12 protein-coding genes are annotated in these 16,268 nt (G+C 48.0%); 9 read left to right on the top strand and 3 right to left on the bottom strand.

Annotation, left to right across the window (positions count from 1 at the left end; genetic code table 11):
- The first annotated feature begins 17 nt into the window (after positions 1-17).
- From GGR07_RS02045 to GGR07_RS02025, 5 genes are all read left to right on the top strand, one after another.
- Entirely contained in the window at positions 18-158 is a 141-nt protein-coding gene (locus GGR07_RS02045; RefSeq protein ID WP_155897801.1) for a hypothetical protein, read from the top strand.
- Between the two features lie 164 nt (positions 159-322).
- Positions 323-901 (top strand): rubrerythrin, encoded by a 579-nt coding sequence (gene rbr / locus GGR07_RS02040; protein ID WP_034542215.1) that lies wholly within the window; start codon positions 323-325, stop codon positions 899-901.
- 839 nt (positions 902-1,740) lie between these two features.
- Entirely contained in the window at positions 1,741-2,001 is a 261-nt protein-coding gene (locus tag GGR07_RS02035; RefSeq protein WP_147298113.1) for a hypothetical protein, read from the top strand.
- Positions 2,002-2,227: 226 nt separating this feature from the next.
- Positions 2,228-4,567 (top strand): TonB-dependent receptor, encoded by a 2,340-nt coding sequence (locus tag GGR07_RS02030; protein ID WP_034542217.1) that lies wholly within the window; start codon positions 2,228-2,230, stop codon positions 4,565-4,567.
- A 300-nt stretch (positions 4,568-4,867) separates the two neighbouring features.
- The gene (locus GGR07_RS02025; RefSeq protein ID WP_034542218.1) at positions 4,868-6,109 is read left to right on the top strand and encodes a DUF5074 domain-containing protein; all 1,242 of its coding nucleotides are present in this window, start codon (positions 4,868-4,870) and stop codon (positions 6,107-6,109) included.
- A 279-nt stretch (positions 6,110-6,388) separates the two neighbouring features.
- On the opposite strand, the gene ybeY is transcribed toward GGR07_RS02025, so the two are convergent.
- A complete protein-coding gene (ybeY, locus tag GGR07_RS02020) occupies positions 6,389-6,835 on the bottom strand; it encodes an rRNA maturation RNase YbeY (RefSeq protein ID WP_034542219.1) in 447 nt (148 codons plus the stop codon).
- 92 nt (positions 6,836-6,927) lie between these two features.
- Positions 6,928-8,160, bottom strand: a complete 1,233-nt coding sequence (locus GGR07_RS02015) for a nucleoside recognition domain-containing protein (RefSeq protein ID WP_122056415.1) — start codon at positions 8,158-8,160, stop codon at positions 6,928-6,930.
- A gap of 468 nt (positions 8,161-8,628) precedes the next feature.
- Here GGR07_RS02015 and ruvB point away from each other — a divergent pair, with 468 nt between their 5' ends.
- The 4 genes from ruvB (at position 8,629) to GGR07_RS01995 (ending at position 15,241) form a co-directional block, all read left to right on the top strand.
- Positions 8,629-9,657 (top strand): Holliday junction branch migration DNA helicase RuvB, encoded by a 1,029-nt coding sequence (ruvB, locus tag GGR07_RS02010; protein WP_021646678.1) that lies wholly within the window; start codon positions 8,629-8,631, stop codon positions 9,655-9,657.
- Positions 9,658-9,958: 301 nt separating this feature from the next.
- Entirely contained in the window at positions 9,959-11,407 is a 1,449-nt protein-coding gene (locus GGR07_RS02005; protein WP_021646681.1) for a lipopolysaccharide biosynthesis protein, read from the top strand.
- 2 nt (positions 11,408-11,409) lie between these two features.
- Positions 11,410-12,771 carry a TIGR00341 family protein gene (locus tag GGR07_RS02000; protein WP_021646682.1) on the top strand — a complete coding sequence of 454 codons (1,362 nt, stop codon included), beginning with the start codon at positions 11,410-11,412 and terminating at the stop codon, positions 12,769-12,771.
- 331 nt (positions 12,772-13,102) lie between these two features.
- Positions 13,103-15,241 carry a S46 family peptidase gene (locus GGR07_RS01995; protein ID WP_122056414.1) on the top strand — a complete coding sequence of 713 codons (2,139 nt, stop codon included), beginning with the start codon at positions 13,103-13,105 and terminating at the stop codon, positions 15,239-15,241.
- Between the two features lie 288 nt (positions 15,242-15,529).
- Here GGR07_RS01995 and GGR07_RS01990 read toward each other — a convergent pair whose 3' ends face one another.
- Positions 15,530-16,120 carry a DUF417 family protein gene (locus tag GGR07_RS01990; RefSeq protein WP_034542220.1) on the bottom strand — a complete coding sequence of 197 codons (591 nt, stop codon included), beginning with the start codon at positions 16,118-16,120 and terminating at the stop codon, positions 15,530-15,532.
- Between the last annotated feature and the right edge of the window lie 148 nt (positions 16,121-16,268).

The following is a 16,268-nucleotide window of genomic DNA, read 5'->3' as shown; positions in this document are numbered from 1 at the left end:
AGTAAAATAATTGGGCTGTGGACAAAAGAAGTGTGGAGAACTTTGTAAAAGAAGGTGTCTTCGGTACTACTTTTTCCATACTGCTTCTTCGGGGTGAACAGCAATCCCCCGTATTTATCCCCTTGCGCGAAAGCTTTACTTCCGTAGCTGATATATAAATTGCCTGTTTGTTCGTTCCTGATATGATAGCTGCTCATAAGTGTTTATTAGATTAATAGAGAAAAAAACGCTAATTACGAATAAATTACTTATATTTGCATCTATTCCAATAGATAAAGGAACTTACGATAAGAATCCATTATTTTTTAATATCAATAAGATTATGACTAAAAGTATTAAAGGAACTCAGACAGAAAAGAATCTGCTGACTTCATTTGCCGGCGAATCGCAGGCAAGAATGCGCTACACTTACTTTGCGAGCGTAGCGAAAAAAGAGGGTTACGAACAAATTTCAGCTATTTTCACCGAAACGGCCGATCAGGAGAAAGAGCATGCCAAGCGTATGTTCAAATTCCTTGAAGGAGGTATGGTAGAAATTACCGCCAGCTATCCGGCAGGCGTAATCGGCACTACACTCGAGAATCTCCGCGCTGCTGCTGCCGGTGAGCATGAAGAGTGGGCATTAGATTATCCTCACTTTGCCGATGTGGCGGAGAAAGAGGGCTTTCAGGCAATTGCCGCCATGTATCGCAACATAGCTATTGCAGAGAAAGCACATGAAGAGAGATATCTCGCGTTCGTGAACAACATTGAGAATATGACCGTCTTTGCCAAAGAAGGAGAAGTGGTTTGGCAGTGTCGTAACTGCGGTTACGTGACCGTAGGCAAAGAAGCTCCCAAGGCTTGTCCGGCATGTTTGCATCCACAAGCGCATTTTGAAGTGAAGAAAGAGAATTATTGATCAATGGAGCTTTATACGGAATAAGAAACAAGGCTACGCTCTCGTGGATTGAGTTTCTGTCTATCCAGACTTTCAAATAGTTTATGCAGTAAACAGTAATAAGAAACAGGGTTGTCCGTTTGCAGTATCCCGACATCTTATTCGATATAATGCCTGATATTTATAGTTTTGTTTTATAAGGGAAAAGGCTGTCTCAGAATCGAAAAGAGAATGAGGCAGCCTTACTTATAGCATATGGGCAAGCTATCCCATAGTCTCTCCTTTTTATATTCCGCCCTCTACCGTAAGCCGGAGGTGAAACAATTCATTGACGGTAACAAGCAGGTATTCAATTATTCAATTATGCTACAAGGAAAATCATCAAAGGTTATCGGTGCTTTTATTCGTGGTATTCAATTATTCAATTATGTTACAAGGGGGTGTGCCCTCTATGTCTTCACGCAAATAGCAAAGCAACTGTTTCTGATTTTAGATTAGATAATTGAAATTCTTCATATTTCGGTTATTATCACAATTGGTAAACCTGAGAAGATGTATGGAATGCACATCCTCAAATACCTTCTGTTTTCGTTTCTTTCTGCGTGTAAAATCACAATAAATAGGGATTGTTCATATAAAAATAAACGCGTATTTTTGTACAGAGAACGCAGAGGAGTATCTCGTCTATGCAATGAAAGAAAGAGAATGCCGGCAAGGGGGTATCCAAGCATGGAAAAGGCTTTCTCAAGAACATATCCAAAGGTGGCTTCATGCTTGAGCCTCCCGAAAAGATGCTGTTTCGAACAATATCCATGCCCGGTTGAACTTAAATGAAAGAAGTAGATAATATATACATAAATATGAGTATCACTAATATCATCAGCGATGAAACCGTAACGCTTGTTCAAGGCGTAAACGGTATCTGCCTCTGTGAAGAATCATGGATTTCGGCGCGGAGAATTTCTTTGTCTGAAAGCCGTAACCTTTCCGGTAGCGCTCGCAGTACGGATATTCCGGAGGAAAAGGAAGAAACGGGCAGCTTTTCTTCGAGTCATTATGAGGATACGGACATCGAGCATCCGGGTGTGAACAACTTATTGAATCTTCCTCATCCGATATGATATACGCTATTCAGAACGTTATACATTTATTCCATCAAGCGGGCTGCCTGAAAAGTGCAGCTCGTTTTTTTATGGAACAAAACAGGGAATTGTTCTTTTTTGAGAGTTCTTTATATTGCAGTAGTGGCATTCTGTCTGCTTCCATTGTTGTAGCAAGAATAAAAAGAAAGAAAATTAAGCTAAATAATTAATTCAAACGCCCATAAGGGCATAAATCAAAAGTACGATGAAACAGAAAATACTTTTTTCTTTGTTTGCGGTGGTGGTCTGCTTCAGTGCACCGGCTCAAACGAATGGAAGCAGATTCTCAGGGGTAGTGATAGACTCCTCCGATGAATCGCCGCTATCCGGAGCAACGGTTTTTATAGAAGAACTGAAAAGAGGGGGTGTAACGGATAGGTATGGCGAGTTTTCGTTTGCCGATATTCCCTACGGTACTTATACCGCTACCGTGTCGTTTATGGGTTATCACACACAGAAGGAAAAAATAAAGGTTACCAAAGAGAATGCGAAAAAGCAAGTCATTCGCCTCAAACCCGAAGCCCAGTCGCTCGAAGAGGTTGTAATCACCGCCAAGAGTGAAGCCCGGCAGATACGCGAGTTGGCAATGCCCGTATCGGTCATCAGCATGAAGCAACTGCAAGGAACAGTGAACAACGTGCAGGATGTGCTGGCAAAGACGGTGGGCGTGACCGTGCGTTCCTCAGGAGGTGTGGGAAGCGCTTCCCGCATCTCGGTGAGAGGGCTCGAAGGGAAGCGTATCGGGCTCTTTATTGACGGGAATCCGATGAATGACAACTCGGACTTTATAGATATCAACGACATCCCGGTGGAGATGATAGATCGCATCGAAATCTATAAGGGTGTTGTTCCTGCCAAGTTCGGAGGCTCCGCAGTAGGTGGAGCGGTCAATATCGTCATTCGCGAGTATCCGCCTAAATATTTGGATGTCAATTATTCATTCGGGAGTTTCAATACGCACAAGGTTTCGGTTGTGAGCAAACGGAACATTGCATCGAAAGGATATGAGTTCGGAGCAGGGGGATTCTACGATTATTCGGACAACAGTTATACGATGCGTTCGCCTTTTCAGGATGGGCTGACGATAAAGCGCGACCATGACGAGTTTCAGAAACTCGTAATCGGCGGCAGCTTTAAAGCGCGCAAATGGTGGTTCGACCTTGTTGAGTTCGAGCCCATGTTCTTGCACACCTACAAGCAGATACAAGGTATCGAGTACAACATTCGGCATGCACATAGCCATTCCAACGCATTTGTCTTCGCCAATAAAATAGAGAAAGAAAACTTCCTTTCCGAAGGACTGGATTTGGACTGGCAGCTGGCATATATTTATACGGATTATCAGTTTGTCGATACTGCATCCTATCGCACGCATTGGGACGGAACCACCTATCCGGCGGTATCGCAGTATGGAGGTGAGATAGGGAAGTGGGCTTCCAGGTCAAAGAGCCCTAAACAAACATTGGCTAATAAAATCAATCTGAGCTACCTCATCGATGAGCGGCATAGCATCAACTTCAACTCGTTGTTAAACTACGCGCATGCCGATCCGAAGGATGAGCTGAAAGATAAGGTAATAGGCTACCGTACTAACTTTAAAAGCGATATGCTGAGTTGGGTTGCCGGGTTGAACTATGATTTCCGTACATCGAACGACAAGTTTCTTAACTCCGTCAACATCAAGTTCTATTATTATTCGATGAAGACGCGAATGGCCAGCGTACTGACGAATCATGCAGAAGACATTGATACCCGAAAAAGCAATGTCGGGATCAGCAATGCGCTTCGCTATCGATTCACTCCCAGCCTGATGGCAAAGGCTTCGGTGGGGTATGATGTGAGGCTGCCTGCCGAAAACGAGCTTTTGGGCGACGGATATGTCGTTGCTCCTGCCGGCAACCTCAATCCCGAACGCAATACGAGTATCAATCTGGGCATATTGTTCGATAAAACGGGGAAATCGCCCAGCAATCTGCAGATCGAACTAAACGGATATTATATGTATCTGAAGGATATGATTCGTTTTACCGGAGGGTTCTTGCAGTCGCAATATCAAAACTTCGGCGAGATGCGTACGTTTGGCGTAGAGGCGGAGGTGAAAGCCGATATCACACGTTGGCTCTACGGATTTGCCAACGCTACCTATCAGGATATGCGAGACACCCGCAAGTATGAACAGAATACCCAAGTGCCCAATCCGACCAAAGGAAGCAGGATGCCCAACATACCCTATCTGATGGCGAATGCCGGTCTTGAGTTTCACAAAGAAAACCTGCTGGGAGGAAAAGGTATGAATACAAGGCTGTTTGCCGATGGAAGCCTTGTGGAGGAATACTTGTATGACTTCGAGCAAAGCCAATATCAGCAGCGGCGTATTCCGCGCACGCTTGCATTCAACATAGGCTTTGAACAGAGCTTCGCAGACGGACGCTATTTCGTAATGGGACGAATCAATAATCTGACCGACCGGCGGATGATAAGCGAGTTCAACCGTCCGTTGCCCGGCCGAAACTTTAACATCAGGTTACGCTATGTTTTCAAATAAAAGCTCGTGGGTTTTCACAGGAACGCTCGTGGGTTTTCACAAGAGCGCTCGTGGGTTTCCACAGGAACGCTCGTGGTTCTCACAAGAGCGCTCGTGGGTTTTCACAAGAACGCTCGTGGGTTTTTACAGGAATGCTCAAGGGCTTTCTCCGAAAAGCCGTATGGTTTTCCTCGAAAGGCGATGCTTTCACAGCAAAAAGCAACTGTATGCTTTATTGTGCCGAGTGTAATACACGCCTGACCGAAAGCACATAGTTGAAGAATTCAATTATAAATTAAACCATCATTAAAACTTAAAGCAATGAAACAGAAAATCTTATTTTTGGCAGCAATGGCGCTGGCTGCGCAATGTTTCACCTCGTGTGAGAAAGACGATTCCGACAATCCTGTACCGACAGGAGGAGCAGGCAATATTCTTTTGACAACCGCTTTGCCCAACGCAGACGGCATGACGGGAATGGTTTACATGCAACTCATCGAAGAGCCTCAGAGCGGCGGTACGCTTGCCACGAACAACAACCGGGCATTGGACATACCCTACGGAGGTTCTTATCCGTTGGTGATCGGCTCCGATGTCTTTGTGTTTCCGAGCTATATGGGAGACACGAAAAACGAGCTGGTGAAGTATAGCAGGGTGAATGGCGTCTTGCAAAAGCGGGGAGTCATGTCGCTGCCTGCAAACAACAGCGCAAACAGCATTGTGAGAATATCCTCCCAAAAGGCTTATCTTTCGCTGGCAGGTCTGGGCATGATCTATATATTCAACCCTGAAACGATGCAAAAGACGGGTGAAATAGACTTGACCTCGCTGGGCATACAAGACAAGAATCCGGATATAGGCATTATGATTGAGCGCGATGGCTACGTCTTTGCCGGGTTGAGCCAGATGGTAGCGGGCTGGACAAGTCCGGTCGACTATAAACAAGCCGATGTGGCAGTCATCGACACAAAGACGGACAAGCTGGTCAAGATGATTTCCGAGAAGAGCAGAGGATTTTCGCAAGCCACGCGCCCCATCGATCCGAAATCTATTTTCAAGGATGAGAAAGGAGACATCTACATCTCCTGCCTGGGAAACTTCGGTATGGTGGCAGGACATAAGGCGGGTATGCTGCGTATCAAGAAGGGTGAGACGGATTTCGACCCAACCTATTTCTGGACCATCACCGGAGCGTCTATTGCCGGTGAAGAGAAATCGGGAGGCTTTATCGCCTCGATCTGTTATGTGGGCAACGGTAAGGCATACGGGTATATAGATATGCCCGGATATTACAAGCCCGGAGAAACCGGACACTCTGCCATCTCTAACAGAGCTGTGGAGTTTGACATCTATAACCGCACACTCAAAAAAATCGACGGGCTGGAACTATCTAACGGTTACGGAATACTCGTTTCGAAATATAAAGACGGAATGGTCATATCGAATGCTTCCGTAACTGCCAAAGGCATTTATTATTTGAATCCGGCAACCGGTGTCATCAATCCTGAGCCGATAATTACGACCGTAGGCAATCCTATGGCGATAGAGTATTTCGGAAAATAGCGGGAAGGCGGTGGGCAGCGATTCCGCTTTATAAAAGTAAGGGTTTGTTTGACACGTGGAGCTAAAACGGGGGCTTCATTGCAGCGATTCCACTTTATAAAAAGTAAGGGTTTGGCTATTCTGATGTGCAGGATGGGCGCGACATATATGTAGTTCCGTTTTATAATAGTAAAGGTTTGTCGATAAAGATTCTGGCACTCTTTTATGTCGTTTTCACTGTTTCGCTTTATAATAGCAGGGGCTTGTCTTACGTTCGTTTCGACAGCCCCTCTTTTTCGTTCATGGCAAATGCTCCGGATTGCTGTCTCCTTTACCTCGTATGGCGAGCGCTTTGTTCTCGGCGGCTTCCATCAGCTCCCGTTCGCCCGGTCCCTTGTCGTTGATGCCGCAAAGGTGCAGGATGCCGTGGATGATGACACGGTGCAGCTCGTCTTCGTACGATGTGCCGAACAGTTCGGCATTGGTGCGTATGGTGTCCAGGCTGATGAACAAATCGCCCGAAAGACGGTCGCCCTCGCAATAGTCGAATGTAATGATGTCCGTATAGTAGTCGTGTTCGAGATACCGGCGGTTCACCTCCAGAATCTTCTCGTCCGAGCAGAAGATGTAGGCAATTTCTCCCAACCGTTTCCCGTACGAAGCGGCCACTTGCCGGATCCATTCGGTGGTTTCTCGTTTTCTGATATCGGGCATCTTCGTGCCCTCTGTTTGATAAGTTACAGCCATGATGAAGCGTATAAAATGGTTAATGGAAAAATAAATAACTGATGACAGGGTATTCTTGCCGCAGATACTATCGGCAGGCAGGATATAATGGTTTAATAGAAAAATAAATAACTGATGAGGATGGCGGCGATTACTCCCGAAACGTCGGCAATGAGTCCGCAGGTCACTGCGTTTCGTGTGCGTGTGATGCCCACGCTGCCGAAATAAACGGCAAGGATGTAGAACGTGGTGTCCGAAGCCCCTCGTACCACACAACTCATGCGCCCCACGAAAGAGTCGGCTCCCAGTTCCTTCATGGTGTCTATCATCAGCCCGTTGGCTCCGCTGCCGCTGAGCGATTTCATCAACCCCGTGGGCAGAGCGCCCGCAAACTGCGTATCGAGTCCGAACCATCCGGCAACAGATGCGATGCCGCCGACCATATAATCCATTGCTCCCGATGTGCGGAAGACGGCGATGGCAACCAGAAAAGCCACCAGATAGGGAATGATGCGTACGGCGGTGGTGAATCCGTCTTTCGCTCCGTCTACAAAAGCGTCGTATACGTTGATCTTTTTGCGTACTCCCGTCAAGATGAAGAGTACGATGACACCGAACAGAATCACGTTGGCTATCAGCGTGGAGTAAGTACCCATTGCTTGGCGTGAGATATGCAGGAACACCCAGATGAGTGCGGCAAAAAACAGGCTGACCGCTCCCATCAGGATCAGTATCGGTTTATTGACGAGGTTGATTCTCTGGGCGATGCTCACTGCAACGACCCCCACCAGCGTGGAAATGAACGTGCTTATCAGAATCGGGATAAAGACGTCTGTCGGTTGCGCTGCGCCCATCTGCGCCCGGTACACCATGATGCTGACGGGAATGAGTATCAGTCCCGAAGTGTTGATCACCAAAAACATGATCATCGGATTCGAAGCCGTATCTTTCTGCGGATTCAGCTCCTGAAGCTCCTTCATCGCTTTCAGCCCCATCGGTGTGGCGGCATTGTCGAGCCCCAGCATATTGGCGGACATGTTCATGAAGATGGAACCCAGCACGGGATGTCCTTTCGGGATGTCGGGGAAAAGCCTGCAAAGCACCGGGCTCAGGAAGCGTGACAGCGATTCGATAAGTCCGCTCCGCTCGCCGATCTTCATCACTCCCATCCATAGAGCCAGCACTCCCGTCAGTCCGAGCGAGATTTCGAACGCCGTCTTCGACGAGTCGAACGTGGAGTTCATGATGGCGGTGAATATCTCCGTATCTCCCATGAACACTACCCGGCAACAGGCGATGATGAAGGCTATGACGAAGAAGCCGATCCAGATGTAATTTAATACCATAAGCGGTGTGTCGATAAATATACTGCGACAAATGTAGCGATAAGTTTTGAAATATGGTATAAGAGGCGGTGATTGAAACCTCTCCGGAGGGTATGTTTTGCTTTCGAGGCACGTATATATGGGCGTGTGTCGGATACATATATGGTCATGGGTGGTGAGCATATATAGTCATGGGTGGTAGCCATATATACTCAGCGTGGTAGCCATATATAGTCATGGGGGATGAGTATATATACTCACCACGGTGGATATATATGTTCACCACGAGGGGGGTATATACCCTGTACGATGACTGCTTCTGCAATGCTCGCTCCCGCCTTCTGCAATACTCTCTCCCATCTTTTGCAATTTTCCGCCCCATCTTTTGCGATGTTCCGCCCCGCCTTCTGCAATAAATTGCGATACATATTATCCGTTTCGTGCGAAATTCCTTATCTTTGTCCGGTTAGATACTTGGATAGAAAAGACATGGAAGAAGATTTCGATATACGCAACCATCAGCTCAGTCCGAAAGAACGCGACTTTGAGAACGCTCTTCGCCCGTTGAGTTTTGAAGACTTCAGCGGACAGGACAAGGTGGTGGACAACCTTCGCATCTTTGTGAAGGCGGCCCGTTTGCGCGGAGAAGCGCTCGACCACGTGCTGCTTCACGGACCTCCCGGATTGGGTAAAACGACGCTTTCGAACATCATTGCCAACGAACTGGGTGTGGGTTTTAAAATCACTTCGGGGCCTGTGCTCGACAAACCGGGCGATTTGGCAGGAGTGCTCACCAGTCTCGAACCGAACGATGTGCTCTTCATCGACGAGATTCACCGGCTGTCGCCCGTGGTGGAGGAGTATCTGTATTCCGCCATGGAAGATTACCGCATCGACATCATGATAGACAAAGGTCCTTCGGCGCGCAGCATCCAGATCGACCTGAGTCCTTTCACGCTTGTGGGTGCAACCACACGCAGCGGGCTGCTTACGGCTCCGCTTCGCGCGCGTTTCGGCATCAATCTGCACTTGGAGTATTACGACGACGATGTGCTGAGTACGATCATCCGCCGTTCCGCTTCCATCCTCGATGTGCCTTGCTCCATTCCTGCAGCGTCGGAAATAGCGTCGCGCAGCCGCGGCACTCCGCGTATAGCCAATGCCCTGCTTCGCCGTGTGCGGGACTTTGCGCAAGTGAAAGGGACAGGCTCCATCGATACGGACATTGCCCGGTTCTCGCTCGAAGCGCTGAACATTGACCGCTACGGGCTCGACGAGATAGACAACAAGATTCTGTGCACCATTATCGACAAGTTTAAAGGAGGTCCTGTGGGACTGACTACCATCGCTACCGCGCTGGGCGAAGACGCCGGAACCATCGAGGAGGTCTATGAGCCTTTCCTCATCAAAGAGGGTTTTATGAAGCGTACACCGCGCGGCAGGGAGGTGACGGAACTTGCTTATAAACATTTGGGGCGCAGCCTGTACAGCAGTCAGCAAACGCTTTTTGCCGATTGATTTTGTCTACAAGCCGGAACCGGAGAGAAGCAACACTTGCTTTTCAGACATTCGTGACAACAGTGCGTCTGAGGATACCGGATTTGAGCAAACAACGCTCTCTCTTCAGGCAACTTACGACAATGCTGCATACGGGAATCCCGGAACCGGGAAAAGTACCGCTTCTTCCCGCCTGAAAGAGGCAGCAAGTTTTTAGTAAAGAAAGGGCAATGCCTTCGGTAGCCTTGCTTTTGCAAGTCTCACCGCAAGCATCGCCTGATGACCGGCAGCTCGAGGCTGCATATAACGTGTAAAGTACAATATGGGGAATTTAAAATCGTTAGCCAAAGATACGGCCATATACGGAGCCAGCAGTATTATCGGAAAGTTTCTGAACTACCTTCTGGTTCCCATTTATGCTCTTTCATTGCCCGCTTCCGGCGGAGGATACGGAATCATCACCAATATGTACGCCATTGTGGCTCTGCTGCTCGTGATGCTTACCTTCGGCATGGAAACGACCTTCTTCCGTTATGCCAACAAAGGAGAAGACGATCCGAACCGCGTATATTCCGTGTCGCTGCTTATGGTGAGTGCGGTCTCCATCGGCTTCCTGTTGCTTTGCATGGTTTTCCTCCGCCCGATAGCCGGATTGCTGCGTTACGCCGACCACCCGTGGTATCTGGGGATGATGCTGATTGTGATTTCCATGGACGCCATACAGGCGGTTCCGTTCGCTTATCTCCGATACAAGCAGCGTCCGCTTAAGTTTGCCGGACTGAAGTTGTTGTTTATCTTTCTCAGTATCACGCTCAATATCATCTATTTTGTGATACTGAAAGGTACGGATGTAGGAGCTGCGTTCCTTATCAACCTCATCTGCTCCTTCATCGTCATGCTGGGGCTGATTCCCGAATTCCGCGACTTCCGTTATTGCATAGATCGTCCGTTGATGAAGCGGATGTTGCGTTATTCGTTCCCGATACTCATATTGGGCATTGCAGGTATCCTCAATCAGGTGGCGGACAAGATTATCTTTCCTTTCGTCTATCCCGATGAAACCGAAGCATCCGTCCAGCTCGGCATCTATGGAGCCACCAGCAAGATAGCCATGATTATGGCCATGTTTACGCAGGCTTTCCGTTTTGCGTACGAGCCTTTCGTGTTCGGCAAAAGCCGGGAGAAAGACAATAAGCGGATGTATGCGCAGGCGATGAAGTTCTTCATTATCTTCACCCTGCTCGCTTTTCTGGCGGTGATGTTCTATCTGGACATTCTTCGCTACCTCATCGGGCGCGACTATTGGGAAGGGCTTCGTGTGATTCCCATCGTTATGATTGCCGAAATCTTCATGGGAGTCTACTTCAACCTTTCTTTCTGGTACAAACTTACCGACGAAACGAAGTGGGGCGCATACTTCTCGCTCACTGCCTGCGCGGTAGTGATTCTGATGAATATCTTCCTGATTCCCCTGTACGGATACATGGCCTGCGCATGGGCGGGCTTCACGGGATACGCCGTTGCCATGATTCTTTCGTATGCGGTGGGGCAGAAGAAGTATCCCATATCGTACGACTTGCGCGGGATAGGTCGTTACGTCGTCCTGACTGCGCTTTTATACGCAGCGGGCATGTGGATGCCCATAGACAGTTTCTTCTTGCGGATGGTTTTCCGCACATTGCTTTTGTTGCTGTTTGCGGCCTATATCCTCAAGCGGGATATGCCTGTCAGTGAAATACCGTTTATCAATCGATTTGTAAAAAGAAAATAAAAATGGAAGCAGAGGGTAAAAACAAGAAGATATTTGCGATCAAGTCGTTCCTGAAGGAATACTTGGATTTGAGAAAAGACAGAGACAATGAGTTGGCAACGGTGGATTCCATCCGGAAAGGTGTGGAATTTAAAGGCGCCAACCTGTGGATTCTTATCTTTGCCATTTTCATGGCTTCTCTGGGATTGAATGTCAACTCTACGGCAGTCATTATCGGCGCCATGCTTATCTCTCCGTTGATGGGGCCTATTATGGGAGTAGGGCTTTCGGTAGGTCTGAACGACTTCGAGCTGATGAAGCGTTCGCTGAAGAGTTTCCTGATAACAACGGCTTTCAGTGTAGCCACCGCCACCATCTTCTTCCTCATCACTCCGTTGGTGGAAGCCCGTTCGGAGCTGCTGGCACGTACGTCGCCTACCATCTATGATGTGTTTATCGCCTTGTTTGGTGGTATGGCGGGAGTAGTAGCCCTTTCTACCAAGGAGAAAGGCAACGTGATTCCCGGTGTAGCCATCGCCACGGCACTGATGCCTCCGCTTTGTACGGCAGGATATGGCTTGGCTTCGGGCAATCTGATTTACTTCTTCGGGGCTTTCTATCTTTACTTCATAAACTCCGTTTTCATCAGTCTGGCCACTTTCCTTGGAGTACGAGTGATGAACTTCCACCGCAAAGAGTTTGTAGACAAAGCGCGGGAGAAAACCGTGAGGAAGTATATCATCTGGATAGTAGTCCTGACGATGTGTCCGGCGGTGTACCTCACATACGATATTGTAAAAAGCACTTTCTATGAAGCCTCTGCCAACCGCTTCGTCAACGAACAGCTTAGTTTTGAGAACACGCAGGTGCTCGACAGGAAAATAAGCTACGAGAAGAAAGAGATACGCGTAGTGCTGTTAGGTCCCGAAGTGCCCGAAGCCTCCATCACTATTGCTCGCGGCAAACTCGAAAGTTACAAGCTGAAGGATACCAAACTCATCGTTTTGCAAGGCATGAACAGTGGCGAAGTGGATGTATCATCCATACGGGCACTGGTGATGGAAGATTTTTATAAGAACAGCGAGTTGCGTTTGTTGGAGCAACAGAGGAAGATAGAAGGACTCGAAACCAGCCTCGAACAATATAAATCGTATGAAACGATCGGGCGTGATTTGGTTCCCGAACTGAAAGTTTTGTATCCGTCCATCGCTTCCCTTGCTATCTCGCACTCGGTGGAGACACAGGTTGGTTCGATGAAGGCCGACACGTTGACTCTGGCTGTGCTGAAATTCAACAAGCTGCCTTCGGTGGCCGAAAAAGAAAAGATCGGCGCTTGGCTGAAAGCACGGTTGGGAGCCAAGAAGTTGAGGCTGATTGCCGAATAAGAAAAAGATGCAATCCGCTTTTTGAAGAATACTTGGTATATAACGTGTCTTGAAACAAAAAGCAAGTAAGAAAACCATCGGTTATGCTTTCTTGTAGAAGGTTGAGACCATTTCTTCAGGTCGGAATCTAATAATAATCACGAATAGAAAGCCCTGTGGACTTCCAGCCTTGTCGGAATCCGGTAAATTTGAATAATAAGAGCATTCGGAATGTATCGCCTTTAATCTCGAACCAAGTCCGGATGAAAAAGAAACTTGAATGACAAACAAATGGCCGTGTGTAAATGACCCGCAATAAAGTAAATCTGGATATATTTAAAAATAGAATACGATGAAGCTCAGACTGATTTTGGTGTCCTTTCTCTTTTTCTGCATGTTGCACGCCTATGCGGACGAAGGCATGTGGATGTTGGGAAGTTTAAAGAACAACAAGCGCACTGCAAGGACGATGAAAGAATTCGGCTTGCGCATGCCGGTGAAGAAACTCTATAATCCCGGCAAGCCGTCGCTGACGGACGCAGTGGTCAGCTTCGGAGGCTTTTGCTCCGGAGTGGTAGTGTCCGCAGACGGGCTTGTGTTTACCAATCACCATTGCGGCTTCAGCAGCATACAACAACACTCTTCGGTGGAGCACGACTATCTGAAGAACGGTTTTACGGCGCGTACGCTCGCCGAAGAACTGCCGAATCCGGAGTTGTACGTCCGTTTTCTGGTTCGTACGGAGGATGTTACCGCACGCGTACTGGGTGCTGCCCGGCTTTCGCGTACAGAGGCCGAGCGAACAGCGGCGGTGGACTCGATGCTGAATGTCATCGGTCGGGAAGTGTCCGAAAAAGACTCTACTCTTACGGGCGTAGTCGATGCTTATTATGCCGGAAACGAGTTCTGGCTCTCTGTTTACCGCGACTTCACCGACGTTCGTCTGGTATTCGCTCCTCCTTCTTCGGTAGGGAAATTCGGCTGGGATACCGACAACTGGATGTGGCCGCGCCATACGGGCGATTTCAGCGTATTCCGCATCTATGCCGACAAACATAATGCTCCCGCCGATTACTCGCCCGACAATGTTCCTTATCGTCCTGAATATGTAGCGCCCATCTCTCTGGACGGATACAGGGAGGGTTCTTTCTGCATGACTCTCGGCTATCCCGGCAGCACCGAGCGTTACCTCTCGTCATACGGCATTGAAGAGATGATGAACGGGGCTAACCAAGCCATGATTGACGTGCGCGGAGTGAAGCAGGCAATCTGGAAGCGGGAAATGGATCTTCGCCCCGACATACGCATCAGGTATGCTTCCAAATACGATGAGAGTTCCAACTATTGGAAGAACAGCATCGGAACCAACAAGGCTATCAGGCAATTGAAAGTGCTTGAAAAGAAAAGGCGGGCAGAATCCACTCTGCGCGAATGGATTCAGGCAAATCCGGGCGAAAGGGAGAAGCTGATGCGACTGTTCTCTACTCTGGAACTGAATTACGGCAATCGCCGTGAGACAGGTCGCGCTTTAGCTTATTTCGGCGAATCGTTTATGAATGGGCCGGAGTTGGTGCAGCTTGCGCTTGAAATTATGAACTTTGATTTCGGTGCGGAAGAGAAGTTGGTGCTGGCGCGTCTGAAGAAGTTGCTTGCCAAATACGATAATCTGGATCTGGCTATAGACAAGGAGGTGTTTGCTGCCATGATCGGCGAGTATCGCAGCAAAGTGGACGAGAAGTATCTTCCGCCCCTGTATGCCTGCATAGATACCGTGTACGGCGGTAATGCGCAGGCTTATGTCGATTCGCTATACGCCGCTTCGCAGATCACTTCTCCATCGGGATTGAAACGATTTCTGGAGCAGGACTCCACTTTTCAGATCTTCGATGACCCCGCCATTGCGTTGGGGTTAGACCTGATCGTGAAATACTACGATATGAGCCGAAGCATAGCGGAAGCTTCGGAGCAGATAGAGCAGTCGGAGCGGTTGCTCAATGCAGCTATGAGACGGATGTATGCCGATCGCGACTTCTATCCCGATGCGAACTTCACCATGCGGCTCAGCTTCGGTACGGTTTGCGGCTACTCTCCGTTCGATGGCGCTTCTTACAACTATCATACTACCGTGAAGGGAATTTTCGAGAAGGTGAAGGAGCATGCCGGTAATCTCGACTTTGCCGTTCAGCCGGAGTTGTTGGCTTTGCTTTCAGCGGGAGACTTCGGCAAGTACGGCAACGGAAAGGGGGATATGAACGTCTGTTTTATATCGAACAACGACATTACGGGAGGAAACTCCGGCAGCGCCATGTTCAACGATCGGGGAGAACTTATCGGTTTGGCGTTCGACGGCAATTGGGAAGCTATGAGCAGCGACATCGTTTTCGAGCCCATGCTGCAACGCTGCATCGGGGTGGATATACGCTACGTGCTGTTTATGATAGAGAAATACGGCAAGGCGGGCAACCTGATTAGGGAGTTGAAGCTGCGTTGACGGGGATTCGCCGGATGTGTTTATTCGTACTCTTACCTCATGGCAACAGCTTTATTTTTACAGACGAGGTGATGAAGTGATGTATTTAAATGAAGTGCTTTCCACAAGTTTTGCGTTGAACTTTAGGGGCATTTCAAACGCTTTTCGCATTTTGCCTGAGGAATTGCACGTTCAAGCACATGCAAAGAGCGTTTCAGTCAACAAAAGAGTTTGCCTGCATGAAGTGTCTCTTTCCGTTTGCAGATGGAAACATCACTCCTGCAGGCTCTCCTTTACAACTCTCTTTGCTTACTTCCCTATCTGTCTTAAGATACCTTTGGCATTGTCGGCAAGCGCAACAATGGCTCCCGCCAATATTGCAGTGTCTTTTATGACGAGGCGTCCTGCTCCGGTGAGCAATGGGAAGCCATGTTCTCCGCTGCCTAAATCGGGAACCCAAACCTCAGGAGTGGTGACGAGGAAAGATAGTGTCCCGATCGTCATAATGACGGCTAATCCTGCTCCCACAAATCCAATCTTGGGTGAGAACATGCCTAAGAATGTCATTACCCCTATGGCCATAATCAGAATCCCCAAACCGCGGGAGAATCCGTATGTGTTGTTTTTTGCATGCCACTGATATTTAGTCTCGTTAAATTCGCCTTCTTTTAGTTTGTATTCTTTGTATTCGGGAGCATCTTTGGTATAAAAGAAGCTCATGAACGGACTGTTTGCTACGAAAGGAACGATACCTTCGGCTTCGTAATTCCAGAATTTAAGTCCGCCAATCCACACGAAAATGACAAGGATCGCTACACGGATAAGTTGGATACCAAGCTTTTGCAGCGAAGCGGAAACGTTTAGCAAGCGAACGAATAAAGTCGATAGTTTTTCTTTCATTTCAGTTCTATTTTACGTTATTATTCACGTTACAAAGATGGCGGTTTGTTTGTCTCTTTTCAATGGCTATTTGTCATGAAATGTTTGCAAAACTTCCTTTGTGTATCATATTCTTACGTTTCTCTTGCATGGAATTAGGCGTTTGTCC

This window comes from Bacteroides pyogenes (genome assembly GCF_014196225.1).
Classification (GTDB): Bacteria; Bacteroidota; Bacteroidia; order Bacteroidales; family Bacteroidaceae; genus Bacteroides; species Bacteroides pyogenes_A.
The sequence above is the reverse complement of the archived record's forward strand: the minus strand, read 5'-3'. Positions and strand labels throughout refer to the sequence as shown.

Excerpts from the sequence above, each read along its gene's own strand:
- rbr (WP_034542215.1), top strand. The coding sequence starts at position 323 with ATGACTAAAAGTATTAAAGGAACTCAGACAGAAAAGAATCTGCTGACT.
- GGR07_RS02035 (WP_147298113.1), top strand. The coding sequence starts at position 1,741 with ATGAGTATCACTAATATCATCAGCGATGAAACCGTAACGCTTGTTCAA.
- GGR07_RS02030 (WP_034542217.1), top strand. The coding sequence starts at position 2,228 with ATGAAACAGAAAATACTTTTTTCTTTGTTTGCGGTGGTGGTCTGCTTC.
- GGR07_RS02025 (WP_034542218.1), top strand. The coding sequence starts at position 4,868 with ATGAAACAGAAAATCTTATTTTTGGCAGCAATGGCGCTGGCTGCGCAA.
- ybeY (WP_034542219.1), bottom strand. The coding sequence starts at position 6,835 with ATGGCTGTAACTTATCAAACAGAGGGCACGAAGATGCCCGATATCAGA.
- GGR07_RS02015 (WP_122056415.1), bottom strand. The coding sequence starts at position 8,160 with ATGGTATTAAATTACATCTGGATCGGCTTCTTCGTCATAGCCTTCATC.
- ruvB (WP_021646678.1), top strand. The coding sequence starts at position 8,629 with ATGGAAGAAGATTTCGATATACGCAACCATCAGCTCAGTCCGAAAGAA.
- GGR07_RS02005 (WP_021646681.1), top strand. The coding sequence starts at position 9,959 with ATGGGGAATTTAAAATCGTTAGCCAAAGATACGGCCATATACGGAGCC.
- GGR07_RS02000 (WP_021646682.1), top strand. The coding sequence starts at position 11,410 with ATGGAAGCAGAGGGTAAAAACAAGAAGATATTTGCGATCAAGTCGTTC.
- GGR07_RS01995 (WP_122056414.1), top strand. The coding sequence starts at position 13,103 with ATGAAGCTCAGACTGATTTTGGTGTCCTTTCTCTTTTTCTGCATGTTG.
- GGR07_RS01990 (WP_034542220.1), bottom strand. The coding sequence starts at position 16,120 with ATGAAAGAAAAACTATCGACTTTATTCGTTCGCTTGCTAAACGTTTCC.